The 26,544-nt window shown below is 63.3% G+C and carries 25 protein-coding genes and 1 pseudogene; 15 read left to right on the plus strand and 11 right to left on the minus strand.

What is annotated here, in order from left to right; all coding sequences use genetic code 11:
- Positions 1-22: 22 nt before the first annotated feature.
- From F757_RS0126750 to F757_RS0126765, 5 genes are read right to left on the minus strand one after another with little or no spacing between them, the layout of a single operon-like run.
- Positions 23-994 (minus strand): ABC transporter permease, encoded by a 972-nt coding sequence (locus F757_RS0126750; RefSeq protein WP_027214066.1) that lies wholly within the window; start codon positions 992-994, stop codon positions 23-25.
- Positions 991-1,944, minus strand: a complete 954-nt coding sequence (locus F757_RS0126755; protein ID WP_027214067.1) for an ABC transporter permease — start codon at positions 1,942-1,944, stop codon at positions 991-993. The genes F757_RS0126750 and F757_RS0126755 overlap by 4 nt, the downstream gene beginning before the upstream one ends.
- The gene (locus F757_RS37080) at positions 1,928-2,359 is read right to left on the minus strand and encodes an ATP-binding cassette domain-containing protein (protein ID WP_232221463.1); all 432 of its coding nucleotides are present in this window, start codon (positions 2,357-2,359) and stop codon (positions 1,928-1,930) included. The genes F757_RS0126755 and F757_RS37080 overlap by 17 nt, the downstream gene beginning before the upstream one ends.
- A complete protein-coding gene (locus F757_RS34150) occupies positions 2,359-3,501 on the minus strand; it encodes a sugar ABC transporter ATP-binding protein (protein ID WP_232221464.1) in 1,143 nt (380 codons plus the stop codon). Before F757_RS34150 ends, F757_RS37080 begins: the two co-directional genes overlap by 1 nt.
- Positions 3,498-4,652, minus strand: a complete 1,155-nt coding sequence (locus F757_RS0126765) for an ABC transporter substrate-binding protein (RefSeq protein ID WP_027214068.1) — start codon at positions 4,650-4,652, stop codon at positions 3,498-3,500. The genes F757_RS34150 and F757_RS0126765 overlap by 4 nt, the downstream gene beginning before the upstream one ends.
- 232 nt (positions 4,653-4,884) lie before the next feature.
- On the opposite strand from F757_RS0126765, the gene F757_RS0126770 reads away from it, so the two are divergent.
- Positions 4,885-5,805, plus strand: coding sequence for a helix-turn-helix transcriptional regulator (locus F757_RS0126770; RefSeq protein WP_027214069.1), 921 nt, complete (start codon positions 4,885-4,887; stop codon positions 5,803-5,805).
- Positions 5,806-5,886: 81 nt separating this feature from the next.
- On the opposite strand, the gene F757_RS34155 is transcribed toward F757_RS0126770, so the two are convergent.
- Positions 5,887-6,816 carry a LysR family transcriptional regulator gene (locus tag F757_RS34155; RefSeq protein ID WP_051376872.1) on the minus strand — a complete coding sequence of 310 codons (930 nt, stop codon included), beginning with the start codon at positions 6,814-6,816 and terminating at the stop codon, positions 5,887-5,889.
- A 165-nt stretch (positions 6,817-6,981) separates the two neighbouring features.
- On the opposite strand from F757_RS34155, the gene F757_RS34160 reads away from it, so the two are divergent.
- Genes F757_RS34160 through F757_RS34170 form a run of 4 tightly spaced genes read left to right on the plus strand, consistent with a single transcriptional unit; the run spans position 6,982 to position 10,834 of the window.
- On the plus strand, positions 6,982-8,343 hold the full coding sequence (locus F757_RS34160) for an MFS transporter (RefSeq protein ID WP_051376873.1): 1,362 nt from the start codon (positions 6,982-6,984) through the stop codon (positions 8,341-8,343).
- A gap of 22 nt (positions 8,344-8,365) precedes the next feature.
- On the plus strand, positions 8,366-9,106 hold the full coding sequence (locus tag F757_RS0126785) for an SDR family NAD(P)-dependent oxidoreductase (protein ID WP_027214070.1): 741 nt from the start codon (positions 8,366-8,368) through the stop codon (positions 9,104-9,106).
- Entirely contained in the window at positions 9,103-9,951 is an 849-nt protein-coding gene (locus tag F757_RS34165) for a sugar phosphate isomerase/epimerase family protein (protein ID WP_035467479.1), read from the plus strand. The genes F757_RS0126785 and F757_RS34165 overlap by 4 nt, the downstream gene beginning before the upstream one ends.
- Positions 9,952-9,961: 10 nt before the next feature.
- Positions 9,962-10,834: an amidohydrolase family protein gene (locus F757_RS34170; RefSeq protein ID WP_051376874.1), complete on the plus strand. Its 873-nt coding sequence runs from the start codon at positions 9,962-9,964 to the stop codon at positions 10,832-10,834.
- Positions 10,835-10,884: 50 nt separating this feature from the next.
- On the opposite strand, the gene F757_RS0126800 is transcribed toward F757_RS34170, so the two are convergent.
- Positions 10,885-11,805 carry a LysR family transcriptional regulator gene (locus tag F757_RS0126800; protein WP_027214071.1) on the minus strand — a complete coding sequence of 307 codons (921 nt, stop codon included), beginning with the start codon at positions 11,803-11,805 and terminating at the stop codon, positions 10,885-10,887.
- A gap of 117 nt (positions 11,806-11,922) precedes the next feature.
- Between F757_RS0126800 and F757_RS0126805 the strand changes: the two genes are divergently transcribed.
- The 9 genes and pseudogenes from F757_RS0126805 to F757_RS0126845 all read left to right on the plus strand — a co-directional run bounded on the left by F757_RS0126805 (position 11,923) and on the right by F757_RS0126845 (position 21,604).
- A complete protein-coding gene (locus F757_RS0126805) occupies positions 11,923-13,116 on the plus strand; it encodes a serine hydrolase domain-containing protein (protein ID WP_027214072.1) in 1,194 nt (397 codons plus the stop codon).
- Positions 13,113-13,501 (plus strand): annotated as a pseudogene (locus F757_RS35455) (MFS transporter); the annotation flags it as partial. The gene F757_RS0126805 and the pseudogene F757_RS35455, both read left to right, overlap by 4 nt.
- Positions 13,502-13,620: 119 nt before the next feature.
- Positions 13,621-14,367, plus strand: coding sequence for a GntR family transcriptional regulator (locus F757_RS0126815; RefSeq protein ID WP_084531049.1), 747 nt, complete (start codon positions 13,621-13,623; stop codon positions 14,365-14,367).
- A 125-nt stretch (positions 14,368-14,492) separates the two neighbouring features.
- Complete coding sequence (locus F757_RS0126820; protein ID WP_027214075.1) at positions 14,493-16,103, plus strand: gamma-glutamyltransferase family protein; 1,611 nt, start codon at positions 14,493-14,495, stop codon at positions 16,101-16,103.
- Between the two features lie 112 nt (positions 16,104-16,215).
- The gene (oxlT, locus tag F757_RS0126825; RefSeq protein WP_027214076.1) at positions 16,216-17,529 is read left to right on the plus strand and encodes an oxalate/formate MFS antiporter; all 1,314 of its coding nucleotides are present in this window, start codon (positions 16,216-16,218) and stop codon (positions 17,527-17,529) included.
- 53 nt (positions 17,530-17,582) lie between these two features.
- Complete coding sequence (locus tag F757_RS0126830) at positions 17,583-18,359, plus strand: ABC transporter ATP-binding protein (protein WP_027214077.1); 777 nt, start codon at positions 17,583-17,585, stop codon at positions 18,357-18,359.
- A complete protein-coding gene (locus tag F757_RS0126835) occupies positions 18,356-19,210 on the plus strand; it encodes an ABC transporter permease (protein WP_027214078.1) in 855 nt (284 codons plus the stop codon). Before F757_RS0126830 ends, F757_RS0126835 begins: the two co-directional genes overlap by 4 nt.
- A gap of 40 nt (positions 19,211-19,250) precedes the next feature.
- A complete protein-coding gene (locus tag F757_RS0126840) occupies positions 19,251-20,231 on the plus strand; it encodes an ABC transporter substrate-binding protein (protein ID WP_027214079.1) in 981 nt (326 codons plus the stop codon).
- Positions 20,228-21,604, plus strand: coding sequence for an amidase (locus F757_RS0126845; RefSeq protein WP_027214080.1), 1,377 nt, complete (start codon positions 20,228-20,230; stop codon positions 21,602-21,604). The genes F757_RS0126840 and F757_RS0126845 overlap by 4 nt, the downstream gene beginning before the upstream one ends.
- Before the next feature lie 453 nt (positions 21,605-22,057).
- Here the strand turns inward: F757_RS0126845 and F757_RS0126850 are convergent, their stop codons facing one another.
- The 4 genes from F757_RS0126850 to F757_RS0126865 form a co-directional block, all read right to left on the minus strand.
- Positions 22,058-22,828, minus strand: coding sequence for an ABC transporter substrate-binding protein (locus F757_RS0126850; RefSeq protein ID WP_156923740.1), 771 nt, complete (start codon positions 22,826-22,828; stop codon positions 22,058-22,060).
- Between the two features lie 101 nt (positions 22,829-22,929).
- Positions 22,930-24,375, minus strand: coding sequence for an NAD(P)/FAD-dependent oxidoreductase (locus tag F757_RS0126855; protein WP_027214082.1), 1,446 nt, complete (start codon positions 24,373-24,375; stop codon positions 22,930-22,932).
- Entirely contained in the window at positions 24,372-24,674 is a 303-nt protein-coding gene (locus F757_RS0126860; RefSeq protein WP_027214083.1) for a (2Fe-2S)-binding protein, read from the minus strand. Before F757_RS0126860 ends, F757_RS0126855 begins: the two co-directional genes overlap by 4 nt.
- Complete coding sequence (locus tag F757_RS0126865; RefSeq protein WP_027214084.1) at positions 24,658-25,803, minus strand: NAD(P)/FAD-dependent oxidoreductase; 1,146 nt, start codon at positions 25,801-25,803, stop codon at positions 24,658-24,660. Before F757_RS0126865 ends, F757_RS0126860 begins: the two co-directional genes overlap by 17 nt.
- Before the next feature lie 100 nt (positions 25,804-25,903).
- On the opposite strand from F757_RS0126865, the gene F757_RS0126870 reads away from it, so the two are divergent.
- A partial coding sequence (locus F757_RS0126870) for a LysR substrate-binding domain-containing protein (protein WP_035467480.1) occupies positions 25,904-26,544 on the plus strand: 641 nt, incomplete at its 3' end.

The following is a 26,544-nucleotide window of genomic DNA, read 5'->3' on the forward strand; positions in this document are numbered from 1 at the left end:
GGCCTCGTGTGGATAGGTAATTTCAGCGTTGGCGGCGGCTCACGTAGCACGCGGATGCACCGATGATGATCACGCCCTTGACGATGATCTGCGCCTGCACGGGCATGCCGATCAACAGTACGATGTTGAAGACGATGACGAGAATCGCTGCGCCCGCAAGTCCGCCGGGCAGTGAACCGCGCCCGCCTGAGAGCGCGAGACCGCCCATCACCGCGGCCACGATCGAATCGAGTTCGAAGCCGCGTCCGACCCAGTTGTCGACGATGCCGACATAGCCCGACAGAATCAGTCCCGCCAGTCCGGCAAGCAGCGAACTGATCACATAGCACGCGATACGGACCGTATCGGGGCTGACGCCGACGAGCCGCGCAGCGACGGCATTGCCGCCTACCATGTACACGCGGCGTCCAAACGTGGAGAGCTGTAGCAGCGTGCCGAAGACGAGCGCGCAGGCGGCCAGCATCAGCACGTTGACGGGCACTCCCGCTATCGCGCCCGTTCCGAGTGCGTGAAAGAGAGGCGGCACGTTGCCCGACGGCGCGCCTTGCGTGTAGGCAAAACGCAGGCCGTCGAGCACCACGGCAGTTGCAAATGTCGCGAGAAACGGTGACACCTGACGCTTCGTGACGAGCAGGCCATTGAGCAGGCCCGCACCGATACACAGCACCAGCGTGACGCCGGATATGGCAGGCGCGGAGTGGTTGGTATCGTCGAATGCGGTGGCGATCACGGCCGCCGTCGCCATCACGGAGGCAACCGACAGATCGAGCCCGCCGACCAGAATCACGAACACCTGGCCGATCACGACGATGCCGAGCGGGGCGAACTGCACCAGCATGTTGACGACGTTGCCGGTGCGGAGAAACGTGGGCGACCATGCACCCGAAAGTGCGATGAGTGCCACGAGAAAGAGATAGATGCCGTAGCGGCGTGCAACACTGAGTGACAGCATGCGCGCGGGTGTCGCTTCGCTGCGCGGAGCAACCGAGTTCATGCGAGCCTCCGTTTCTGCTGGACGTTGACGCACACGGCCGCGATGATGGCGACACCCTGCACGATGAGCTGATACTGCGACGGCACGCCGGCGAAGTTGATCAGGTTGTTGAGCATGCCCAGCAGATACACGCCGAGCAGCGTGCCGATGACGCCGCCGCGCCCGCCGCTCAGAATCGTGCCGCCGACAACCACGGGCGTGATCGAAGCGAGCGTGTAGTTCGCGCCGAGATAGGGCTGGCCCGATCCAAACTGTGCGGCGAGATAAACGCCCGTCAGGCCCGCGCAGAGAGACGAGAACACGTACACGAACAGAATGACCCGCTTGCGCGGAATGCCCGATAACGTGGCTGCGTGATCGTCGTCGCCCACGAGATAGACGTATCTGCCGAGTCGCGTATTGCGCATCAAGTACGACAGGCAGCCATAGGCCAGCAACACGATGGTCGCGGTGACGGGCACGTTGGCGAAGCGGCCGTAGGCGAGTGCGTCGAAGCCGTCTGGTACGCCGCCCGCCGGACCGTTCGCATAGTAGAGGATGCCGCCTTGCAGCACCGCACCCATGCCGAGCGTGACGATCAAAGGATGCACGCGCAGCGCGAGCACGAGCAGACCATTTGCCAGTCCCACGACGATAGACACTGCAATAGCAATGGCGACCGCCACGCCCCATCCGCCTTGGGTCGCATCGGATAGACCGGACGTGAGCGTGGCTGTCACGCTGATCAGCGATCCTACTGAAAGATCGATGCCGCCCGTCAAAACAGCGAGCGTCTGTCCGAGTGCGACAAGCGCGAGCCCCGTCGATTGCTGGTGCACGTTCAGCAGATTGGAGAGCGTCGAAAAGCGGTCATTGACGCTGGCGCCCGCGACAAACAACAGGCCGATCAGCACCGCAACGATGAATGGCGCTGCGTTTGGTGAGACATGGCGTCTAATGAGCGTGCGCATGATGGCCTCCCGCCTGTGCGTGTTGCGCATCGCCCGTAGCGAGCGCCATGATGTCGTGCTCGGTCATCTGATTGCCGCTGACTTCGCCCGCAATGCGGCCTTCACGCATCACCAGTACGCGGTCGGACATGCCGATCACTTCCTGCAACTCGGAGCTGATCATCAGAATGCCGAGTCCGCGGTCCGTCAGCTCGCGCATCAATCGATAGATTTCGGCCTTTGCACCGATGTCGACGCCGCGTGTCGGTTCATCGAGAATCAGCACGGTGGTGCACACACGCACCCAGCGGCTGATAAGCACTTTCTGCTGGTTGCCGCCCGACAGCGTTGCAACGCTGCCCGCGGGCTGCGCGCCCGCGATGCTGTATGCGCGAATCGCCTCTGCGCCCGCCGCGCGCTCCTGCTTCGCCTTCATCAGGCCAAGCCCGACACACGCTCCAGCGTGGCCGCGGTGACGTTCTGTGCGACGTTCAGGTACATCAGTAAGCCTTCGGACTTACGGTCTTCCGTGACGAAGCCGAGCCCGAGGCGAATCGCCAACGAAGGCGTCATGCGTTTGTGACGCGCGCCGCCAACTTCGATCGTGCCGCGTGCGGGCAGGGCGCCGAACACACCCGACGCGAGTTCGGTACGGCCCGAACCCACCATGCCGGCGAGTCCGACGATCTCCCCGGCGCGCACGGACAACGACGCATCGAATACACGATTGCCGACGTGCAAGCCTTCGACGTTCATCAGCACCGTGCCGCCTGGTTTGTGCGTGGGTTTGGGCGGATAAATGTCCTTCATCTCGCGGCCCACCATCATCCGCACAAGGTCGGCGCGCGTTGTGTCCGACACGGCTTGCGTGCCGATTTTGCGACCATCCTTCAGCACGGTCACGCGGTCACACAGTTCAAAGATTTCGTCGAGGCGGTGCGAGATGTAGATGATCGCGACGCCGCGCTCGCGCAACGCGCGCAGCCGCTCGAACAGCAGTTGCACTTCCTTGCCCGCGATCACGGCGGTGGGTTCGTCGAGTATCAGGACGCGTGTGTCGCTCGCCATTGCTTTCGCAATCTCGACCATCTGCTGGTCCGCAACGGAGAGCGAACCGACGCGCTCGCGCGGATCAAGTTGCACGCCCAGTTCGCGCAGCAATGTTCCGGCGCGCGCGTTCATCGCCCGATGATCGAGCGTTCCCGCTCTCGTGCGAGGCTCGATGCCGGCGAAAATGTTTTGCGCAACGCTCGATTGCGGAAACAGCACGAGTTCCTGATAGATGATGTGCACGCCGTGCGCCTTCGCGTCTGCGGGAGATTTCCAGGCGATCTCACGCCCATCGAAGCGGAGCGTGCCTTCGTCGGGAAGATAGGCGCCCGCGAGAACTTTCATCAACGTTGATTTTCCTGCGCCGTTTTCACCGACGAGTGCGTGAATTTCCCCGCCGCGCACACCGAAGCTCACGGCGTCGAGACTTTTGACGCCGGGAAACTGCTTGGTGATCCCACTCACTTCAATAACGTCAGCGCGCGCAGCGGCGTTATCGGCGGACGGACTGAATAGGCGCTCGCTCATTTCTCACCCGGCAGCTTGATCTTGAAGGTCGACGGGTTGTAGTCCGGGCCCATGCCGCCGTCGATGATCTTGTCGGGCGGGCCCTTTGCATCGACTACCTGATCGATGTACTGATCGGGATGCGGCACGGAGGCCGTTTCGTCGCCACGCGTCAGCGCGATTTGCGGGCTGATCTCGTAGATTTTCGGCAACGGCTGCCCTTGCAGTACTTTCAGCGCGACGTCGAGCGATGTGCCGCCCATCGAAGGCGGGTAGCCAATCTCGAGCATCGGAATCTTGTATTTGAGCGCGAGTTGCAGCGGACCGTTGAGGTCAGCCGTCGTATGCGGCGGAATTTCACCGGGCCTGAAGCCCGCTGCGAGAAACGCTTCGACCGAACCGGCGACGGGCAAGCCGTGTGCGCACCACACGGCGTTGATGGTGTGCCCGTACTTCGCGATCATCGCTTGCATTTGCTGCTTGGCTTTGACTGGGCTCCAGTCGGAGTAGACCGTGTCCAGCACCTTGATGCCGGGGTATTGCGAGAACACCTCATGCGCGGCTGCTTCGCGGTCGGCGCTGACGCTCGAACCCGCCTGACCTGCCAGCATGATGACGTTGCCCTTGCCATGCAGCTTTTCGACGATCCATTGCGCCCACACGCGGCCCATCATCGCGTCGGAGCCCGTCACGAACGAAACGAAATTGTCGGACGAAACGCGCCGGTCCACCATCACGACGGGAATCCCCTGTTTCATCGCGCGTGTGACGACGGGATCGAGCGCCTTCTGTGTATTGGCGCTGATGATCAGCAGGTCCACGCCACGCGAAATCAGATCCTGAATGTCGGCGGCCTGTTTGGCGTCGTCCATGTTGCCGTTAGTGATCAGCAGTTGCTTGATTTGATCGGGATGCTCGGCGGCAGCCTTCATCAGCGAATGCTGCATCACGACGCGCCAGCTATCGCCGAGTCCCGCATTCGAAAAGCCGATCACATAAGGCGGCTTCTTCTTGAACTTCGCGGTGTCGGAGAATGGAATCTGCACGGCCGGATTGAACAGAAACGTGCGTGGCGCGCCGGTGTAATCCGCGCGCGCGGCACAAGACGCCGTCAGGATGAAAGCCGCGGCAGCGAGAACGCTCGCGCGATGAAAGCAGGTCGAACGACGCATGAATGTCTCCGTGAATTTTGGAATATCTGCCGGGAGACGCGTGCGTTACGGCCGCTGGATGACGCACGGTTTGCCGCCACGTGCATGGATAACGCGATCTATAATCCTGCGTTACCAATGCCAGGCACAACGTGATTCCCGACGGCGCCAATGTGGCATGCTTCACGGAGCGCATCTAGCAATTGCCATTACTAGTAATGGCAGTAACAGGGAAAGCCGGAGGAGGCGAGACATGGAAAAGCAGCAGCGTCTGAACGAATTGGCCGACTTTCTAAAGACACGCCGGGCGCGTCTTCGGCCGGAGGACGTCGATTTTCCCAGCGGCAGCCGTCGCAAGACGCCGGGGCTGCGGCGCGAAGAAGTGGCTGAACGCGCGGGTATCAGCGTCACCTGGTATGCGTGGCTAGAACAGGGCAGGGAAGTGAACGTGTCGTTCAAGACGATCGAAAGTCTTGCAAACGCATTGAAGCTTTCGCCGCATGAGCGCACGCACCTGTTCGAACTGGCTAACCACTACACGCCGCCCGGCCCATATCCGATTGCGCAGAACGTGACCGATACGGTTCGGCGCATGCTCGACCAACTTGGCAACATGCCTGCCTATGTCGTCGATGGAAACTGGAACTATGTGACGTGGAACGAAGCGGCAGTACGTGTATTCACGGACTTCCGCAAGATGCCGGCGGGCCGTTGCAATCTGCTGTGGTTCACTTTCCAGCATGACGGCGCGCGGGCACTCTTTCAGAACTGGGACGAGTACGCGAAATGCGTGCTGGCCCAATTTCGCGGCGACTACATTCTTCGGCCCTCGGGCGAAGTCTTTTTGCGTGATCTCGTCGAAGAACTGAACGATACGGACGCCGACTTCTGCCGATGGTGGGCCGAGCACGAAGTGCTCAAGCGAAGCGATTGGCGAAAGGTGGTTGAGCATCCCATCGCAGGCCTCCTTGCACTCGATGCACTCTCTCTGGAAGTGCCCGATGCGCCTGGGATGCGCATCATGGTTTATACGCCGGCGCCCTCGACGGATACCGCGCAACGGATAGAGGCGTTGATGAAAGCCCGCAACGCCACGGCTATTCCAGCGCAGGCGGCAACCGTACTCGATACTTTCCGGATGGCACGGATTTCGAAATCGGGACGCGAGGGATGATTTCGAATCAAGGCAGTTAAGATCGGGTGTCCGGAGCACTGCCTGGTGAAGGTCTGCGGGCCAGATGGCGGAGGGTTTTCATTAATCAGCTCGTGCCTGGACAATGCCATGCGAGTGGCCCAGCTGCCGCCCGAGTTTTTCCGCGCGGCGATGGATAGCTCGCATTAGCAGCACCGCGCCTCTAGGCGGCGGCGAAAACTTCGAATACACGAACGTCGAAATCATTTCCAGATCTTCGACGAGCGGCCGCACCATGCAATCGGTTTCACCGGCCGCGAACTCATCGACGATCGCGAGTCCCAGTCCACCCTGCACGAGCGCGAGCGCCTGATCGGCGCGGGTCACATCCACCACCGAAGTCAATTCCACATCGGCCTGCTGGCACGCTCTGAAGATCATCGTGCCAAACGGAATATCACGTCGAAAAAGTATCATCGGCTCGCCAGCGAGGTCGGCGAGCGCGATACGCTTTTTGTCCGCCAGCGGATGCCCGGCCGGCAACGCGCACACCATACGGCCACGCATGAAGGGTACGACTTCCAGATGTTCGTGCTCGATCGGCATGGAGGTGACCGCGACGTCGATCGCTTTGCTCAGCACCTCGAACGGCATATCGGACATGAGCGTTGTATGCCAGTCGATTCGCAGCTTCGGCATTCCGCGTTTGAGTTCGACGATCGCGGGCGCGAGGATCGCCGGTCCCAGCGACGGACTGCACGCGACGCGCAGCAGGCTGGCCGGTCCCAGTGCGAGTGCGCGCGCGAATTCGTCAACCCTCAGCGCCGACTGATAGACCTGTTCTACCTCGCGAAACAGCGCCTGTGCTTCGGCCGTCGGGACGAGGCGACCCTTCGAGCGTTCGAAGAGCAGTAACCCGAGCGTGGTTTCGGTATGCGAGACCAACTTGCTGACAGCGGGTTGTGACACATAGAGCATTTTCGCGGCCGCATTGATCGAGCCCGTCAGCATCACCGCGCGAAAAACCTCCATTTGCCGCAGTTTGAAACGCATTGATTCTCCGACGACGCGCCGAGCGATTAACCAGAAGTTATAGGGTAGCTCAAACTCGGCATACGACAGCAGTGTGGCAACTCCCTAGTATCTCGATCAGGTGATGGAGCCCCGATCGGAAGTAGCGAAAAGGATCGGGGCGGCTAAAAACAACATGGAGACAACATGAACCGGACCTATCCGCCCCGCGCGCTCGACGCTCAGACCACCGCAGCGGGCGCCAGCGCAGTGCGAACGCGCGCGCGCATCGGCATCCTCGCATTGCTCGCGATCGGCACGACGATCAATTATCTGGACCGCAGCGTCGCGGGTATCGCGGCACCCGCGATGAGCCACGAACTGGGCCTGACACCCGCGTTGATGGGCGTGATCTTCTCGGCTTTCTCCTGGACCTATACTGCGTCGCAGATTCCCGGTGGAGTATTGCTCGATCGAATCGGCACCCGCTGGACCTACTTTTTCGCGCTGACGTTGTGGTCGCTGTTCACCGGGCTGCAGGGGCTGGCGACGGGCTTCGTGTCTCTGCTGGTCATGCGTCTGCTCATCGGCGCGGCGGAGGCGCCGTGCTTTCCGACCAATAGCCGTGTCGTCGCGATCTGGTTTCCGCAGAGCGAGCGGGCCCGCGCCACCGGTGTCTACACGTTCGCAGAGTACGTTGGGCTGGCGTTTCTGAGTCCGCTGCTGTTCTGGTTCGAGCAGCGCTTTGGATGGCGCGCGCTGTTCGGCACGGTCGGTGCGGTCGGCATCGCGTTCGGTGCGATATGGCTAATGCGGTTTCGCGAGCCGCATCAATCGAAGTCGGCGAACCGCGCGGAACTCGACTACATCGCGGATGGCGGGGGTGTCGTCGACGGCAGCCGTGACGTTACGCGGTTTCGCTGGTCGGACATCGGCGCGCTGCTGCGTCAGCGCAGCATGCTCGAAATCTGCATCGTCCAGTTCGCGTGCAACTCGACCAATGTGTTCTTTCTCACGTGGTTTCCAACTTATCTCGCGACCGAGCGGCACATGCCGTGGCTGAAGGTGGGGATGGTCGCGGTGCTGCCTTTTATCGCGGCGTCGGTTGGCACGCTCGCCGGCGGCTCGATTTCCGACGCGATGCTGCGGCGAGGCATCTCGCTGAACTGGTCGCGCAAGCTGCCGGTGATCGTCGGGCTGGTGAGCGCGGCGACGATTGCGCTTGCCAACTACGTGGAGTCGACCACCGCGGTTATCGCAATTCTGTGCGTTGCGTATTTCGCGCAAGGCATGTCGGCACTGGCGTGGATGATCGTCTCGGACATCGCGCCGAAGGGCCTGCTCGGCCTGAGCGGCGGCATCTTCAATCTGTTCGCGAACGCGGCCGGCATCGTCACGCCGCTTGTCATCGGGCTGATCGTCGGCGCGACCGGCTCTTTCGTCTATGCACTCGCGTTTATCTCGGCGGTAACGCTGGTCGGCGCGCTGTCGTATGTGTTCGTCGTCGGCGACATCAAACGGATCGTGCTTCCGGGCGGTGCTTATACATCTTCGACACCCTCTCATTGATATTCCAAAGGAACGCTTTTTCATGGATCAGACACTCGACGGCCAGGTCGCGATCATCACGGGCGCCGCGCGAGGCATCGGCCTCGGTATCGCACGACAACTGAAGGCGGCCGGCGCACGGGTTGCGCTATGGGACCTCGATGTCAGCGCATTTAGCGCGCGGCACGCGGAGTTGGAACCCGATCATCTGCAGGCAGTGGACGTGTCGTCGTATGAAGCGGTCGAACGCGCGTTCGCGGCTACGGTCGACGCGTTGGACCAAGTCGACATACTCGTGAACAACGCGGGCATCAATGGGCCGGTCGCGCCGAGCTGGGAGTATCCGGTCGATATCTGGCAGCGCGTGCTGGACGTCGATCTGAACAGCGTGTTCTATTGCTGCCGCGTCGCAATTCCACATCTGCGTGCACGCGGCGGCGGACGCATCGTGAACGTCGCGTCGATCGCTGGCAAGGAGGGCGTGCAGTACATCTCTGCGTATTCCGCAGCGAAGGCGGGGGTGATCGCGTTCACGAAGTCGGCCGCGAAGGAACTTGCGCGCGACAACGTGCTGATCAACTGCGTCGCGCCCGCAATGGTGGAAACCGAACTGATGCGCGAGATGTCGGAGCAGCACATCGAGGCGAGCAAGGCCAGAATTCCGATGGGCCGCTTTCTGCAAATCGAGGAAGTCGGCAGGATGGTCCGCTGGATCGTGAGCCCTGCGTGCAGCTTTACGACCGGCTTCACGTTCGACCTCACCGGCGGGAGGGCCACGTATTGAAACCGGCCAACGGTGGCGCGCGTCCGCTGGCGGTCGCGCATCTGACTGCACTCGATGTCGAGCCGGCGAGGTGGGTGCGCGCCGCGTCGCGCGCCGGCTTCGCCGCGGTCGGGCTGCGTCTTTATCCGGCGAGCGCGGACGGCATCGCTTATCTGAGCGCGATTGGCAGCGCTGCACATCGCGAGTTGCGCGACACGTTGGCGGGCGAGGGCGTAGCGGTTCATGATGTCGAGTTCGTGCCTGTCGGACCCGGCTTCGACCCAGCGTCGCTTGCCACCTTTTTCGAGGTGGCGGCATCGCTCGGCGCGCGCTGCGTGAACGTGTCGGGCGACGACCCGGATAGCGCACGGCTCGCGGCTACGCTTGCGGCGCTCGCCGAACGCGCGCAGCCGTTTGGCCTGCGCATCGACCTGGAATTCATGCGCTGGCGAAGCGTCGCCTCGCTGGCGCAAGCCCGCGCAGTGATCGAACGCGCCGCGCATCCGAATCTCGCGCTGCTGGTCGATGCGTTGCATCTTTCGCGCTCGGGCGGTACGCCAGAAGACGTTGCCGCGTTGCGACCGGCTTCGATCGGTTCCGCGCAGCTATGCGATGCATCGGCGCCGCTGCCCGCTAGCGACGACGCTGCTATTCACGAAGCGCGGCTCAACCGGATGGCGCCCGGTGCGGGCGCGCTGCCGCTCGACGCGCTGCTGCGGGCGTTGCCATCGCACGCGGCACTGAGTGTCGAAATGCCTATGCCGTCATTGCCGCTCGCCGAGCGTCTTGAGCTGGCCTATCGGTCGGCACGACGTGTGGTGGACCGCGCCGCGGCCGATGCGCTCGCCACAACCATCACGAACTGAACACGAGCATATGAGCGTATTCACTGAAGACAAGATCGATTGTCACTGTCATGTGTTCGATCCGCTGCGCTTTCCGTATGTGGACGACACCCATTACCGTCCCGCGCAACAGGAGGTCGGCACGCCTGCGCAGTTGATCCGCGCGATGAATGCGTATGGTGTACGACATGCGCTGCTGGTCGGGCCGACGAGCGGCTATCGCACCGACAACCGTTGCCTCCTCGACGCGCTGGAGCGATACCAGGGCCGCTTTCGCGGCATCGCTGTGGTCGATAACGACATCGGCCGCCACGGGTTGCGCGCGCTGCGCGAGCGCGGCGTGAGGGGAGTGGCATTCAATCCGGCGATGGAGGGCGTCGAACTCGTGATGAGCGCGGCGAGCCTGTTCGGCGCGCTTGCGGATCTCGGCATGGTCGCTCAGATTCAGGTGGCAGGCGAGCAGATGACAGTACTCGGTCCGTGGCTCGCGCGACAGCCCGCGACACTAGTCGTGGATCACTGCGGCAGGCCGGCCGACACGGACGATCTCGCTCAGCCGGGCTTCCAGGCGCTGTTGCGCCTTGCGGATAGCGGCAGGACCGCCGTGAAGCTGTCCGGTTGGCAAAAGTTTGCACAGCAACCGCATCCGTACGAGGACGCGTGGCCGTTTGCCCATGCGCTGCTGCGCGCGTTCGGGCCGGAGCATTGTGTGTGGGGTTCGGACTGGCCGTTTCTGCGCGCGCCTGAACGGGTCGACTATGGGCCGCTGCTGACGCTGTTCGAACACATCGTGCCCGACGCCGCGGCGCGGCGGCAGATTCAGTGGGACACGCCACTGCGATTGTTCGGCTTTACTGCGCAGCCGACAACTGCCGACGTTGCGCGCGTAGGACGTCGGAGCTGATCGTGATCGGTTGGCAGCATGCGTCAGTTGCCTTCCTGTTCCCCAAATCACTACCGACAGGTGGGCTCGAGCTTTGCGTCTGCAGAAAACGGAAACACCCGCGCGCTCAGGAAATCGACGAACGCCCGAACTTTGGGCGATGGGTGCCTGCTCGCCGGCCACAGCACATGGAACACGCCCGTGCGCTCGATATGCTCCGAGAGCACCGCACGCAGTCTTCCATCCGCGAGCGGTTCCTTGATCGAGAAATCCGGCAGGTAAGCAATGCCTCGACCTTGCAACGCGAAGCACACGCGCGTTTCGATGTTGTTGCAGATCATCGAGACGGGCAGTGTCAGCTCCGGCTCGCCGGCCGCCTGGCGCAGTGCCCATGTCTCCAACTTGCCGCTGTTCGGAAAGCGGTAGTGCAGGCAAGTGTGCTCAAGTAGGTCGGCAGGTACTTTCGGCACGCCGCGCCGCTCGAAATAGTCTGGCGATCCGACTACCTGCCAATGGAAGTGACCGAGTCGGCGAGCCGCGAGCCGCGAGTCGGTCGGCTTGCCGGTTCGGACCACCGCGTCGAAGCCTTCGTCAATCACGTCGACCATCCGGTCGCTGAAATCCAGATCGAGCTCGATCTGCGGATACTCGGCCATAAACTCGCCGAGCACCGGCAATACGAGCGAACTTACCAGCGGCAGGCTGACTCGCAGGCGCCCGCGTGGTGTTTCTGTCGCCTGCGAAAGCTCCATCTGCGCGGCTTCTATCTCGGCCAGGATGCGACGGCTTCGCTCCAGAAACAGCGTGCCTTCCGACGTCAACGTGACACTGCGCGTGCTGCGATGAAAGAGGCGCACACCGAGCTTGTCCTCCAGACGCGCAACGCTCTTGCCGACAGCGGACGCCGACACGCCCAGCGACCGTCCAGCAGCCACGAAGCTGCGCGTCTCGGCAACCTGCACGAACACAACGAAGCCGTTCAGGCTATCCACGATTCCTCTCCATTACGGACACAAATTTCCGGATAACCCGGAACTGTACCCCACTTTTTCTTGAATCGGCATGCCTCTATCGTGGACAGCCGTATTCATTGAGACGAGGCTGGTCACATGACGATTTCCATTTTGTCGACGCGCGCCGGCATGCCGGCCACGAATCGGTCTGAGCGTATTCACGAGGTAGTCCAGAGGGCGCTGGACGAGCGACGTCTGGTCGGCGCTGTCGTGCTCGTTGTCGAGGACGGGGAAGTGATACACCGGCAGGCAGCCGGCTTCGCCGATCGGGAGCTCGGCCGGCCGATGACCGTCGAAACCGTTTTCCGCCTGGCATCGGTTAGCAAGCCTATCGTCTCGACGGCAGCGATGGTGCTGGTCGAACAGGGAAGGCTCGATCTCGATGCCGCAATCGACCGTTGGCTGCCCGAATTTCGTCCGCGTCTGGCGGATGGCCGCGTTGGGAGAATCACCGCACGGCAACTGCTCAGCCATACGGCGGGGCTGGGCTATCGCTTCCTCGAGGCGGATGCGCAAGGGCCCTACGCGCGTGCCGGCGTGTCGGACGGTATGGACGCGGCGGCTATCGATCTGACAGAGAACCTGCGCCGGATCGCAGCCGTCCCCTTGCTGTACGAGCCGGGCACCGCGTGGGGTTACTCGCTGGCGACCGACGTGCTCGGTGCGTTGATCGCGCGCGTCCAGGACGAGCCACTCGATGTCGCGGTACGTCGGCTGGTGACGGAGCCGCTCGGCATGACGGAGACCGGATTCGTCGCGAGCGATCCGGATCGCGTGGCGACCGCCTACGTAGACGATGGGCCGGAACCTCACCGCCTTCGTGAAGGCGAAATCGTCTCGCCATTTGAAGGGGCGATCGGGATTCGATATAGCCCCACCCGCATCTTCGACGCAAACGCGTTCCCCTCGGGTGGAGCGGGCATGGCGGGCACGGCCGGGGATTTCCTGCGTCTGCTCGAAACGTTGCGTCAGGGCGGGCACCCGCTACTTTCCGCCGAGCGCGTCGACGAAATGTCGCTCGACCAGAGCGGCGGCTACGAACTGCCGGATGCGCCGGGGTTCGGCTTCGGACTTGGATTCTCGGTGTTGCGGGACAGGTCGCGGGCTGCGTCGCCCGAGTCGAACGGCACCTGGCGATGGGGCGGCGCGTATGGACATTCGTGGTTCGTGGACCGTGCGCGGCGGCTCAGTGTGGTCGCCCTGACCAACACGCTGTACGAGGGCATGTCGGGCCGGTTTGTCACCGAGCTGCGCGATGCGGTCTACAGTGCCCAGGAAGCTGCGCGATGACCCCGGCCCGCCTTGACCGCTTGCCCGTAGCAAAGCTGCTGTCCATTGCGATGGCGGCCTTGGTCACAGTCCTGACCGAAGCGTTGCCGGCAGGTCTTCTTCCGCAGATGGCGCAAGGACTCGCGGTGTCGGAAGCGTGGGTCGGGCAGGCCTCACGATCTACGTGGTCGGTTCGCTGGTGGCGGTGATTCCGTTGACTACCGCCACCCAGCGGTTCCGACGCAAGCCATTGTTGTTGGCAGCAACCGGGGGCTTCGTCATCGCCAATACGGTCACTGCGCTTTCCAGCAGCTTGGTCGTCGCGATCGCGGGCCGCTTCGTCGCGGGCGTCCCGGCAGGCACGCTCTGGGCGATGCTGGCAGGCTACGCGGCCCGTATGGTGCCGGACTGATGTCGTCAAAGGCTTTGGGTTCACGAGGGCACCGGCAGATTAAATTTCTGTTGACGGATGTTTTGACGGTGACCGATAGTCACTGCCGAAATCCGTTTATCCTGGGCTCGTGCGTGAAAGACACAACCCGCTCTACCTCATCGCGCGCTGACCGCGTTTATTTCAGCGTGCGCGACGATATCTTCGACATGCGCCTGCTGCCCGGCGATCGTCTTACCGAAGGCAGCATCGCCGATCGTTTCGGCGTTTCGCGAACACCGGCGCGCGAGGCGCTGCAACGCCTTCAAAGCGACGGTCTGATGCGCGGCTATGTGCGCGGCGGCTGGGAAGTGGTGCCCATCGACTTCAAGCGCTTCGAAGATCTGTATGAAATGCGCAAGCTGATCGAAACCTATTCAGTCAGCCGGCTCTTTGGCCCGGACCGCTCGCTGTCAGAGACCGCCTCGCAGATGCTCGATCGGCTCGACGGCATCTGGAACGTCCCTCAGGCACAGCGCGTTCGCGACGGCCGCCAAATGGTAGCGCTCGACGAAGCCTTTCACGAGGCGCTAGTCAGCGCCGCCGGCAACGCCGAGTTGACCGCGGCCATGCAGCGCGTGACCGACCGCATCCGCGTGGTGCGGCGGCTCGACCTCGTCTACGGCGATTGCATCGACGAGACTTACGACGAACACGTTGCGATTCTCGCCGCCATCCGCGATCTCGCGGCGGATCGCGCCGTCGAATTATTGGGCCGGCATATAGAAGGGAGCCGTGCGGAAGTCCGAACACTCACGACCGAGCGCCTGCAACGCGCCCGCACCGCATCGGAGCCTCACAGCGCTCCTTATGCACCACCGAGGTTGCGCGGCACCATCTAGCGACATGCCCTGGAGCACCAGCGTCTCTTAAGCGCCTTCTGGAAAGGGCTCCCGAGGGACATTGCCCGCTGGCACGGTTTTCGCAAAGCATCGGGCATGTATACAAGCAAAAGCCTGGGTTTCCGATGCCCTCCGAACTCCTGAACCCTAGCCGCGCAAGCCGCGGCATGGCGGTGGCGCCCCACGCGCTCGCCGCGCAGAGCGCTCTGGCGATCCTGCGTGAAGGAGGCAACGCCGTCGAAGCGATGATTGCCGCCGCCTCGACAATCGCGATCGTCTATCCGCACATGAACAGCATTGGCGGCGACGGCTTCTGGCTGATCTCGCGCCCCGGCGCCGAGCCGGTCGGCATCGAGGCGTGCGGCGCGGCGGCGCTGGCCGCGACCATCGACGAATACCGCTCGCGCGGATTCCAGGCAATTCCCACGCGCGGCCCGCTCGCAGCCAATACGGTGGCTGGCACGGTGTCCGGCTGGCAGCGCGCGCACCGCTGGTCGGCTGAAACGCTTGGCGGCCGGCTGCCGGTCAAACGCCTGCTGGAAGACGCGATCCATTACGCGAAGCACGGCGTGCCGGTCACGCGCAGCCAGTCGCAGTGCATCGAAAGCCGTCTCGCAGAATTGCGGCCGATCTCGGGCTTCGCTGAAGCTTTTCTGCCGGGTGATCGCGTGCCCGCGACAGGCGAGCGCTTCGTCGCGCCACGTCTTGCCGCCACGCTCGAACGCCTCGCCGACGCGGGCTTCGACGACTTCTATCGCGGCGACCTCGCACGCAGCATCGCAAGCGATCTACAGTCGGTGGGCTCGCTGCTGAGTCTCGCCGATCTCGAACGGCACGAGGCGCGCATGCGAACGCCGCTCGCGCTTCAGCACTCTCTCGGCACGATCTATAACATGCCGCCGCCGACGCAAGGGCTCGTGTCGCTGCTGATTCTGGGCATGCTCGATCGCGTGCTGACCAAAGACATGGACCCGCTCGGCCCGGAGTTCGTGCACGCATGCGTGGAAGCGACCAAGCTCGCGTTCGCCGTGCGCGATGCCGAGATTACCGATCCCGATCACATGCAGGTCGATCCGCGCGCGTTGCTCGAGCCGGCCGCAATCGACGCGATGGCCGCGCGTATCTCGCACACACAAGCCGCCCCGTGGGGCGCCGGCCACGGGCCAGGCGATACGGTGTGGCTCGGCGTGACCGACAGCAACGGCGTGACGGTGAGCTTTATCCAGAGCATCTATCACGAGTTCGGCAGCGGCATCGTGCTGGCCGGCACGGGCATCAACTGGCAGAACCGCGGTTGCAGTTTCTCGCTCGACGAGCGCGCGCGCAATCCGCTGATGCCGCTGCGCCGGCCTTTTCACACGCTGAACCCGGCGCTCGCACGTTTTGACGATGGCCGCACGATGGTCTACGGCAACATGGGCGGCGACGGTCAACCGCAATCGCAAAGCGCCGTGTTCTCGCGCATCGCGAAGTTCGGCTGGAATCCGCAAGCCGCGATCGACGCGCCGCGTTGGCTGCTGGGCCGCACCTGGGGCCAGTCGACCGACACGCTCAAGCTCGAAGCACGCTTTGGGCATGACACGGTGGCCCGGCTCGAAGCGCTCGGCCATGAAGTAGAGACGATGCAACCGTACGACGAAGCAATGGGACACGCCGGCGCAATCGTTCGGTATCCAGATGGATTGATTGAAGCGGGCTACGACCCGCGCAGTGACGGGGCAGCCGCGGGCTGGTAGACGCACACGCGCGCTAATTTTCAATCGGATTGCAGGTCCGGCCTCAGAGGCCCGGAGGACGCTGCACGCCTGCCGGTTGCCGGCAGGCACTTGCTCAGTAAATGGAGTCACCATGACCACACGCTTGCAATCTTCGCTTCAACCCATCGTGTCGGAGGAAAGCGGCGCCTCTGCCTCCAGCGCGACGTACAACCGCTGGCTTCAGCTCGGCCTCGGTCTCGTCTGCATGATGGCAATTTCGAGCCCGCAATATGTATGGACGCTCCTGACCAAACCGCTCGCCGCGAAACTCGGTATTGCGCTGCCTGAACTGCAAGTCACGTTTTCGCTGCTGATCATCTTGCAGACGTTTTTCTCGCCGTTTCAGGGCAAGCTGATCGACCGCTTCGGGCCGCGCATGCTGATCTCGATCGGCACGGTCATGTCGGGTTTGAGCTGGGTGCTGGCCTCGCAGGTGCATAGCGCGCCGATGCTCTATCTGACCTATGGTCTGGTGGGCGGCCTCGGCACGGGCATTGTGTATGTTGGCGTGGTGGGGCTGATGGTGCGCTGGTTCCCGACCAATCGCGGCTTCGCGGCGGGCGCGGTCGCGGCCGGTTACGGCATGGGTGCGATCGTCACGACCTTCCCGATCGCCACGTCGCTGCAAGCGCGCGGCATCGACGCGACGCTGTGGATGTTCGGCATTGCGTTCGCGGTGGTCGGCCTGCTGGCTTCGCAGGGCTTGCGTGTGCCGCCTGCGCACGATGCTGCCGCGCCTTGCAATTCCACCGATTCGGCGTCCGCGCCGACGGTCGCTCATTTTCGCCCGTCGCAGACATTGAAGACGCCGCTCTTCTGGCTGATGTTCGCCATGATGACCATGATGTCCACGTCGGGCCTGATGGTCACCTCGCAGATGGCCACCTTCGCCGCCGACTTCGGCGTGACCAAGGTGCTCGTGTTCGGCATGGCCGCATTGCCTTTGGCGTTGACGATAGATCGCTTCACGAACGGGCTGACGCGGCCGCTATTCGGCTGGGTGTCGGACAGGGTGGGACGCGAAAACACGATGTTTTTCGCGTTCGCGCTCGAAGGCGTGGCAATGGCGCTGTGGCTGCTCACGCGCGATAACGCCGTTCTGTTCGTGCTGCTCTCGGGTGTCGTGTTCTTCGGCTGGGGCGAAATATTTTCGCTGTTCCCGTCGACGCTGACCGACACCTTTGGCACGCGTCACGCCACCGAAAACTACGGTTGGCTGTATATCTCCCAGGGGATCGGCTCGATCTTCGGCGGCCCGCTTGCGGCGTTGATGCATCAGTACGCGGGAAGCTGGGTGCCGGTGTTTTCGACCGCGATCACGCTCGACATCGTTACCGCGCTGCTGGCCATTGCCGTTCTCAAGCCGATGCGCCGCCGCTTCCTCGCCGCGCAGCAAGGCGTCTGACTCTATTCGCCGTTTATTGCAGTGCACTCCGGAAACGTCGACGAGGACGAGACATGCCAGTTCAGCTTGCGTTACGCAATATCCGTAAATCGTTTTCAAACAAACTCGGCTCCGTGGAGGTCCTCGGCGGGCTGACCTTCGATATCCACGAGCGGGACTTCGTCAGCATCATCGGGCCTTCGGGCTGCGGGAAGACGACCGTGTTCAACGTGATCGCCGGCCTGCTCGAGGCGGACAGCGGCGATATCGTCTATCGCGGGCAAAGCGTCGGCGGCTTGCGCGGCAAGGTCGGCTACATGATGCAGCGCGACTTGCTGCTGCCGTGGCGCACCGTGCTGCAAAACGTGCTGATCGGACCGGAACTCTCGAAGATGCCGGCCGCGCAGGCGCGTGACATGGCGATGGAATACCTCAATACGTATGGCCTCGCTGGCTTCGAGAACGCGTATCCGCGCATGCTGTCGGGCGGCATGCGTCAGCGCGTGGCGCTGATCCGCACGCTGATCAACGATCCCGACATCATTCTGCTGGACGAGCCTTTCTCTGCTCTCGACTACCAGACGCGGCTTTATCTCGAAGGAGTGTTGATGGAGGCCGTGGAGACGTTTCACAAGACCGTCGTGCTCGTCACGCACGACATTGACGAAGCGGTGGCTCTATCGAAACGCGTGGTCGTGCTCGGCGGCCGGCCTTCGCAGGTGAAGAAGATCTACGACATCGAGATCGCCGCCCGTTCGCCGATCGGCGCTCGCAGCGACCCCAACTTCGCGGGTTACTTTCACGCATTGTGCGGCGAGCTGGATATTCAGACGGAGGTGAAGGCAGCATGACGCAATCCGTTTCCATCGGTAAATCGGCACCGGCACAACGTACAGCAAAGCCCCGCGTGCGCTTCGTGCTCGACAGCGGCTGGGGCCGTGCGGCCTTACAGTTCTTTGCGGTGATCGCGTTCTTTGCCATCTGGGAAGGCGCGGCGCGCGTCGGCTGGGTATCGAATTTCCTCGTTGGCTCACCGTCGAAAATTTTCGCGGCGCTGGTGCGCGACGTGCACTCGCATCAGCTTTTTATCGACACCGGCTATACGCTGTTCGAAGCCATCCTCGGTTTTGTGCTCGGCACGGCCGTCGGTTCCGTGTGCGGGCTCGCGTTGTGGTATTCGCCGTTCGTCGCGCGGCTGATCGAGCCGTTCATCGTCGCGATCAACAGTGTGCCGAAGATCGCCTTCGCACCGATTGTGATTCTGTGGTTCGGCACCGGCCTCATCTCGAAGGTCGCGCTGGCTATTTCGCTCACCGCGATCGTCGCGCTGATTGCCGCTTATGAAGCCGCGAAGGACGCCGATCCCGACTTGCAGGCGTTGCTCGTCACGCTAGGCGCGAACAAGAACGATGTCTTCATGAAGGTCGTGGTGCCGTTCACGCTGCCCTATGTGATCTCCACGTTCCGCATCAACGTCGGCTTCGGTCTGGTGGGCGCGGTGGTGGGCGAGTTCATCTCGTCGGAAAAAGGTCTCGGGCACATGATCTTCACGGCCTCCAGCCTGTACGACCTCAATACCGTGTGGGAGGGGCTGTTCGTCCTGATGGCGATCGGCTTCGTTCTTTACTTCCTGATCGACATGCTCGAGCGCAAGCTGCTGCCGTGGCGGCAGGCGTCGAACGCGACCACGCTTAAGGTTTAACGCATTCCGACAGTCCAACCCCCTCAATACAGGATAAACGATGGCACTGACCGCAAGAAAGGCGCTCACCACGCTCACCACCGCTTTGGCATTGACCGTTGCAGCCGTCTCATCGCCGGTGCTTGCCGCCGGCAAGAAAGTGACTATTTCGCAGGCATTCCAGTCGATGCTCTATTTGCCGCTCTATGTCGCGATCGACGGCGGCTTCTTCGAAAAGCAGGGACTCGACGTCAACAAGCAGACGGCGGGCAGTCCCAGCGCGGCGCTGTCCGCCGTGCTGTCGGGCAGCGCCGATTTCTCGCTGCACGGTCCGGAATGGACGGCCGTGGCCGCGGAGAAGGGCGCCGATGTCGACGTGATTGCGAATGTCGTGAACGGCGCAGCGGTGTGGATCGCGGTTGCTCCGGACGTGAAATTCAGCGGCATCAAGGAGGTGAAGGATCAGGTCGTAGTATCGGGACAGATGCCGACAACGAGCACGTCGCTGTTCTTCAAGCTGTTGAAGGAGAACGGCATGTCGCAAAGCGACGTCAAGCTGGTTCAGGTGCCGCTCGGCTCGGAGATCGGACCGCTTGTCGCGGGCCAGGCGAAGATCGCGGTAATGTATGAGCCGGGTCTCGATCAGGCTGTCGCGAAGGGCATGAAAGTGGTGCTCGGCTTTCCGAAGCTCTATGGCGAATATGCGTTCTCGTCGATCTCGGCCAGGCGCAGCGTCGATCCCGATGCGGCCGCGCGGTTCGTGAAGGGGCTGCAAAACGCGCTGCTCTACATGCAAAGCCACCCTGCGGAAACGGCCGCCATCGCGCGCAAGGAATTCCCGACACTCGAACCCGCAGTGGTCGACGCGGCGGTCAAGCGCATGCTGGACGAAGGGGTATATCCGAAAAACGTAAGCATCACGCCCAAAGCGCTGAGCGTTGCGATGGACACGCAGATCGCGTTGGGCAATCTCAAACAACAGCCCAACTACGATAGATTCATCGTTCAGAGTTACATCCAGCCGGCGCTTGCCGCGAAATGACATCGTTGACCGACGCCTCCATGACCATGTTCTCCGCTTCTTCCACCCTCGGCGCGACGGCCTCGATCGCCCGGATCCGTACCGCGGTTTCCTCGGGCGAGGCCGGGCTCGGGCATTACGTCGCGCGCGCCTACGATGCGGCCCGGGAATCGCAAGCGTCGTTGCACGCGTTCTGCTATTTGCCGCAGACCGCGCCAGCCGGGGCCGTCGATGCGGCTGCGCCGTTGGCGGGCGTGCCGGTCGCGGTGAAAGACGTTATAGATACCGCCGACATGCCGACTGAATTCAATTCGCCCGCCTACAAAGGCCGGCGCCCGGAGCAGGATGCCTGGGTGGTCGCGCGTCTGCGTGCGGCGGGCGCATCGATCATCGGCAAGACGGTGACGACTGAATTTGCGTGGCGCAAACCGGGGCCGACCGTCAACCCGTGGAATGACGGCTTCACGCCGGGCGGTTCGTCGAGCGGCTCGGCGGCCGCGGTGGCGGCTGGCATCGTACCGCTCGCGCTCGGCACGCAGACTCAAGGCTCGGTCATCCGGCCGGCGGCGTATTGCGGCATTGTCGGATTCAAGCCGACTTATGGTGCGATCGCACGCACGGGCGTGTTGCCGCTCGCGTGGTCGCTGGATCACGTCGGCATGTTCGCGACCAACGTCGCCGACGTGGCCTACGCACTTGCGCTCATCACGGGCGTCGATGCGGCGGATCCGCACATATCGCACGTGCCGCAATCGGCCACGACCGCACGCGGCACGAGCACGCGGCGCATCGGCGTGCTGAGGAAACAGGCGGGGGGCGACATTGATCCCGCGCAGCAGGCTGCGCTCGACAGGCTCGCGGCTCAACTCGCGCAAGACGGCGTCGAGATCGTGCAGGTCGATCTGCCGGCCGAGGTCTTCGAAACGCCTGCGCATGCGTTGAAACTGATGTCGGTCGAAGCGGCGATCACACACGGCGGACTGGTCGATCGCACGCCCGAACTCGTGAGCGAGGCGATGCGCGGCCTCGTCGAAGAGGGACGCAAGCTGCCCGCGACCGTCTACGCCCGCATCAAGGCGGCGCAGATGCCGATGGCGCACCGCTTCCACGACTGGCTGACCCGGGCGATGGCGCTCGATGCTCTACTGGTGGCGCCGGCCACGGGCGAGCCGCCGCGCGGGCTCGACTATACGGGCGACGCGTCGTTCTGTGCGCCGTGGACCTTTCTCGGCGTGCCGGCTGTGACCGTGCCGGTGGGATTCGGGCCGGCCGGTTTGCCGCTCGGCGCGCAACTCGTGGGCGCCGCTCACAGTGACGCCGATCTGCTGATTCTCGCGGAGTGGGTCGAAGCGCGCACAGGCTGGCAAAGAGCGGTGGCCCAGCGGCAAGGATGACGGCGAAAGTCACGCTGTATAAGCCGTTTCTAAGGCGGGTTCGCGTTGTAGCGTATTCGCCCGGCGGATCAGATGTCGAACGATCGCTTTTGGCCGCAGTGAGCCGAAGAGGAGATCGACGGTCACTTCTTCGCCCGGCCAATCCACCCCGGGCGAAGCCCGCGAACGCGTTCTTCCCGGACCTGCTCGATCAATTGCGCATTGCCCGGGTCGGCCTCAATCTCGCTGACGCAACGCCAACAGTCACCGCCACAGTTCATCGACAAGGGCGCCCGAGCGCGGCTTCGCCTAGCCTCGTTCACGAAAGCGGCGGATAACGCGGACTCACAGTTTGCATTCGCCGCAGCAGAAAAAAAGGCGGCATAGCAACTAACTGTCTGGTCTGCGCCGCCCCGGCTCAGCTGTGGTCTTCTCACGGACAGAAAAAAGACTAGCCCGACAAAGCGAGATTCATCACTTCCCGTACATGTCGAAATCGAAGTACTTCGCTTCAATCTTTCGATACGTGCCATCGCGCAACATCTCCGCGATAGCGCCATTCAGTGCGTCGCGCAAATCCGGGTCCGACTTGCGTACGCCCGCGGCATCGCCATCGCCCATGATCTTAGCGTCATACACGACATCGCCGGCGAACGCATAGCCTTTGCCTGCCGGAGTATTCAGGAAACCGAGTCTGCCTTGTACCGCATCCATCAGAACCGCGTCGACCCGGCCGGCGGTCAGATCCGAATAGGCCTGGTCATAACTCGGATACGCGACCACCTCGACACCGGACGCGGCCCACTTCTGCCGCGCATAGGTTTCCTGCACCGTGCCTTGCTCGACCGCGACGCGTTTGCCCGCGAGCTTCGACGCTTCGGGCAGCAGGTGAGCGCTTTCCTTCGCGATCAGCCGTGTCTGGTTGCGGTAAAGCCGTGCGGTGAAGTCGATCTGTTGACGGCGCTTTTCGTTCGCGGCCATCGACGACAGGATCACGTCGAACTTGCGCGATTGCAGTCCAGGGATGAGGCCGTCAAAACTACTTTGCACCCACACGCATTTCGCTTTCAGCTTCGCGCACAGCGCATTGCCGAGATCGACATCGAAGCCCTCGACGGTGCCGTCCTTGGCGACCGACTCGAAGGGCGGATAGGTCGGATCGACACCGACGCGGATCGTGGTCCATTCCTTGGCCGTCGCCATCGTACTTGTAGCCATGAGGGCGAGAGCGACAGTGGTCAACATCGTGTTTGCGCGTGGGATTTTCATAGAAGCGGTGAGTGGTTGGTGTGGGTCGTGAAGGCCGTTTCCGGGTTGCAAATTGTGAGCAAGCGACGTTGTTCGGATCAGCTCGGAAATTCGCCGCGTTCGAAGTCGTTGTCGAGCGTGATCGAATCGGCGATCTCGTCGACGGTGACGGGTTTGATCGGTGCGCGAATCCGGTAATAGCCGACGTCGGCTACGCTGCGGTCCTGCATCTGCGCAATCAGTTCGCCGACTGTCGTGCCACACCAGCGGCCCTGACACGGGCCCATCCCGCAGCGCGAGAAAGCCTTCATCTGATTCGGTCCCTGGCAGCCGAGCGCTGCGATGCGCCGGATCTCGCCCGCGCTGACTTCTTCGCAGCGGCATACGATCACATCGTCGTCGGGACGGCGCAGCGCGACAGGCGGTGTGTACAGCGCATCGAGCAACGGGCGTACGGCAAGATGGCGGGTCAATGCGCGTTCCGCGGGTGCGCGGCGCGTGTCGTGCAATGCCGCGTCTCGCGCGCCAAGCTCGCGTGCGATGTCGAGCGCCGCGAGCGTGCCCGCCAACGTGGCGGCTTTCGCGCCGCCGATGCCCGCACCGTCGCCTGCAATCCACACTTGCGGGATGCTGCTACGCCCGCGCGCATCGGTGCGCGGGCGCCAGCACGCGGACGACGCATCCCATTCGTGCTCGCAGCCGAGCGAGCGTGGTAGTTGCGTCGACGGAATCACGCCTTGATGCAGCAGCACGAGCGATGTGTCGATCACCTGCCGCGCGCCGCTTGCATCGACAAAGCCGACTCGCTCCGCACGCGCATCGCCTTCAATCCCCAAGCCGCTCGCGCCGCGATAGACGGGAATGCCAGAGCGTTTCACCGCGCGCAGCATGCGCCAACCCTTGAGCAGATAGTCCGCGCCTGCGAGCGCGGGCAAGGCGTGCGGCAGCGCCGCGCGCCACGCATGGCGCGGCGTCGTGTCGATGATGGCGCGCACCCGCCGTCCGGCGGCGAGCAGTTGCGACGCGAAGAGCCACAAGAGCGGTCCGCTGCCCGCGAGCACGGCATCCTGGGCGGGCGCGAGCCCCGACGATTTGAGCAGCGTCTGCGCCGCGCCGACGCCCATCACGCCCGGCAGCGTCCAGCCGCGCACAGGCCACGGCCGTTCCTGCGCGCCGGTAGCGATGAGCACGGCGCGAGCGGCCACTTCGAGCGTGCCGCCTGTCGCGTCATGCGGTCTGCGCGTGAGCATCGCGATGACCTGGCGGTTTTCGTGCGCGATCTGCCAGACCACGGAGCGCGCAAGATACGTTGCGCCGCAGCCGGAAAAACGCTCGATTAACGCGCGCCCTGCGAGATAGTCGTCGCCGAGGACGCGTGCATCGGCGAGAGGCGATTGCGCGGCGTTGCGATAGATCTGACCACCGGGTGCTTCACCTTCGTCCGCAATGGCGACGTTCAGACCCGCTGCGCGTGCTTCGATTGCGGCGGACATGCCCGCCGGACCGGCACCGACGATCAGCAGATCGCATTGGAGTTGCATCATGCGAGCCTCGCCTTGCCCGCCATCGCGCGGACCTGCATGCCTTCGCGCACACGCGTCATGCACGCCTGCACATTCGGCACGCCGTCGACTTCCACGAGGCAGTCGAAACACACACCCATCATGCAAAACGGGCCGCGTGGCGCGCCGCTCACGGGCGTCGTCCGGCATGCGGGCGTCGCGCCTTCGAGCAGGGCCGCGGCAATCGTGTAGTGCGACGGCACGTGCCGCTGGGTGCCGTCGATCGCAATACGGACCGTGGACGACGGCAAGGTGTCGAGAGATTCAAAGAGCGTGGACATCGTTCTGATTCGAAAAGCGGGTCGCGACGAAGGGGTCGAGAATCGAGGGCTTGTCGCCGCCCGCGATCCATGGCGCGATCACGTCCGCGTGGGCTGCGGCGAGCGTCACGCCGCTATGGCAGATCGCGATGAATGCGCCGGGATGCGCGCGCGATTCTTCGTAGACCGGCAGCCCGTCCGGCGTCATGATGCGCAGCGCACCCCACGAACGCACGATGCGCGCATGCGCGAGCAGCGGAAATGCGGTGCGGGCGCGTCGCGCGATGTCGGCCATCACCGCGCGCGTCTGACCGTCGTCGAAGCCGACGGCCTCCGCCGAGTCGCCGAGCAGAACGGAGCCTTCGGGAGTTTGCCGCACGACCAGCGTCGGATAGTCGAGAAACGGCGCTAACCGTTCCGTGACCATGATCTGCCCGCGCAATGGCGTGATGGGCGCGTGCATGCCGACCATCGGCGCAAGTCGCGCGTTATCCAGTCCGGCGGCGAGCACGACGCGTTCTGCCTCGAGTATCCCGCTCGCGGTCTCTACCTCGAAATGTGCCGCACGTGGCCGGATTTCGCGCACTTCGTCGCGCGGCAGATAGGTTCCGCCATGAAGCGCAAACGCCTGCTGCATCGCGCGGAGCGTGTAGAGCGGACTCGCGTGGCCGTCGTGCGGCGAATACAACGCGCCCGCGAGCGCCTCCGATGCAGCGGGCACACGCGCCTTCAGTGCCTTCGCATCGAGTACGTCGTAGACCAGCGACGGGTCTTGCGCGCGAATCGACTCCAGCAGTTGTCGTCCGGCTTCGAGTTGTTCGACGGTTTCGCAAAGTTCGATTCCGCCGGGCCGCTCGAAACCGGCGTCGACCCCGGTTTCGTTCTGCAACTGCCGGGCGAACGCGCCCCAACGCTCGGACGATTCCCGCGACCACTGTGCGTACGGCAGACAGCGACTGCCCTTGCCCTGCACCCAGACGAGCCCGAAATTGCCGCGCGCCGCACGGTGCGCGGAGTCGGCGCCGTCGCATACGGCGACGCGCAGATTGGCGCGCGCGAGGCCATACGCGATGGCCATGCCGACGAGTCCGCCTCCCGCGACCACCACGTCGAATCGGCGCACTGTGTTATGGGCCTGCTGATGCTGCATACAAAGAGTTTCCTGCGTGTCTGATGGCTTCAGACGCACTGTGTCCGCAGCAAAATATTTCGTCAAATGACGTTTTTTCTGTTAGCTATAATCGAATGTTATGGACACGATGGACCTGAAGATTCGCCAGATCGAAGCATTCCGCGCCGTGATGCAGCGGCATACGGTGACGCGTGCCGCTGAATCGCTGCATGTTTCCCAGCCGGCGGTGAGCCGGCTTCTCGCCGATCTGGAGACCCGCATTGGTTTCGTGCTGTTCGATCGGCAGCAGGGCCGGCTCGTGCCGACGGCCGAAGCCCGTGTGCTGTTCGAGGAAGTAGAGCGCGCATTCGTCGGAATGGACCGTATCGCGCAGGTCGCCCAGCAGATCCGCTCGATGCGGCGCGGGTCTCTGCGCGTGGCGGGCTCGCCTGCGGTCGCGCTCGACTTGTTGCCGGCGGTCATCGCGCGTTTTGTCGAACGTCATGCAGGTATCGACGTCAGTTTGCTTGCGCACAGCGCGACGACGGTGGTCGAGAAGGTCGCGTCCGGTCTATGCGACGTGGGCCTGATTGCAGAACCAATTCCGCATCCCGCTGTAAAAAGCGAGCGGCTGCCGAATGCGTGGATGAAGTGCATCGTTCCACGCGGGCATCGGCTCGCGCGCAAGAGTTCGCTGGGTCCCGCCGATCTGCGAGGCGAACGCTTTATTTCATTTCCGCAGAGCTTCGATGCGCGTAGCGTGATCGACAGGGTCTTCGT

Origin of the sequence: Burkholderia sp. WSM2232 (genome assembly GCF_000472545.1) — a bacterium.
In the GTDB taxonomy this organism is placed as follows: Bacteria; Pseudomonadota; Gammaproteobacteria; order Burkholderiales; family Burkholderiaceae; genus Paraburkholderia.

Excerpts from the sequence above, each read along its gene's own strand:
- F757_RS0126750 (WP_027214066.1), bottom strand. The coding sequence starts at position 994 with ATGAACTCGGTTGCTCCGCGCAGCGAAGCGACACCCGCGCGCATGCTG.
- F757_RS0126755 (WP_027214067.1), bottom strand. The coding sequence starts at position 1,944 with ATGCGCACGCTCATTAGACGCCATGTCTCACCAAACGCAGCGCCATTC.
- F757_RS37080 (WP_232221463.1), bottom strand. The coding sequence starts at position 2,359 with ATGAAGGCGAAGCAGGAGCGCGCGGCGGGCGCAGAGGCGATTCGCGCA.
- F757_RS34150 (WP_232221464.1), bottom strand. The coding sequence starts at position 3,501 with ATGAGCGAGCGCCTATTCAGTCCGTCCGCCGATAACGCCGCTGCGCGC.
- F757_RS0126765 (WP_027214068.1), bottom strand. The coding sequence starts at position 4,652 with ATGCGTCGTTCGACCTGCTTTCATCGCGCGAGCGTTCTCGCTGCCGCG.
- F757_RS0126770 (WP_027214069.1), top strand. The coding sequence starts at position 4,885 with ATGGAAAAGCAGCAGCGTCTGAACGAATTGGCCGACTTTCTAAAGACA.
- F757_RS34155 (WP_051376872.1), bottom strand. The coding sequence starts at position 6,816 with ATGCGTTTCAAACTGCGGCAAATGGAGGTTTTTCGCGCGGTGATGCTG.
- F757_RS34160 (WP_051376873.1), top strand. The coding sequence starts at position 6,982 with ATGAACCGGACCTATCCGCCCCGCGCGCTCGACGCTCAGACCACCGCA.
- F757_RS0126785 (WP_027214070.1), top strand. The coding sequence starts at position 8,366 with ATGGATCAGACACTCGACGGCCAGGTCGCGATCATCACGGGCGCCGCG.
- F757_RS34170 (WP_051376874.1), top strand. The coding sequence starts at position 9,962 with ATGAGCGTATTCACTGAAGACAAGATCGATTGTCACTGTCATGTGTTC.
- F757_RS0126805 (WP_027214072.1), top strand. The coding sequence starts at position 11,923 with ATGACGATTTCCATTTTGTCGACGCGCGCCGGCATGCCGGCCACGAAT.
- F757_RS0126820 (WP_027214075.1), top strand. The coding sequence starts at position 14,493 with ATGCCCTCCGAACTCCTGAACCCTAGCCGCGCAAGCCGCGGCATGGCG.
- oxlT (WP_027214076.1), top strand. The coding sequence starts at position 16,216 with ATGACCACACGCTTGCAATCTTCGCTTCAACCCATCGTGTCGGAGGAA.
- F757_RS0126830 (WP_027214077.1), top strand. The coding sequence starts at position 17,583 with ATGCCAGTTCAGCTTGCGTTACGCAATATCCGTAAATCGTTTTCAAAC.
- F757_RS0126835 (WP_027214078.1), top strand. The coding sequence starts at position 18,356 with ATGACGCAATCCGTTTCCATCGGTAAATCGGCACCGGCACAACGTACA.
- F757_RS0126840 (WP_027214079.1), top strand. The coding sequence starts at position 19,251 with ATGGCACTGACCGCAAGAAAGGCGCTCACCACGCTCACCACCGCTTTG.
- F757_RS0126845 (WP_027214080.1), top strand. The coding sequence starts at position 20,228 with ATGACATCGTTGACCGACGCCTCCATGACCATGTTCTCCGCTTCTTCC.
- F757_RS0126850 (WP_156923740.1), bottom strand. The coding sequence starts at position 22,828 with ATGTTGACCACTGTCGCTCTCGCCCTCATGGCTACAAGTACGATGGCG.
- F757_RS0126855 (WP_027214082.1), bottom strand. The coding sequence starts at position 24,375 with ATGATGCAACTCCAATGCGATCTGCTGATCGTCGGTGCCGGTCCGGCG.
- F757_RS0126860 (WP_027214083.1), bottom strand. The coding sequence starts at position 24,674 with ATGTCCACGCTCTTTGAATCTCTCGACACCTTGCCGTCGTCCACGGTC.
- F757_RS0126865 (WP_027214084.1), bottom strand. The coding sequence starts at position 25,803 with ATGCAGCATCAGCAGGCCCATAACACAGTGCGCCGATTCGACGTGGTG.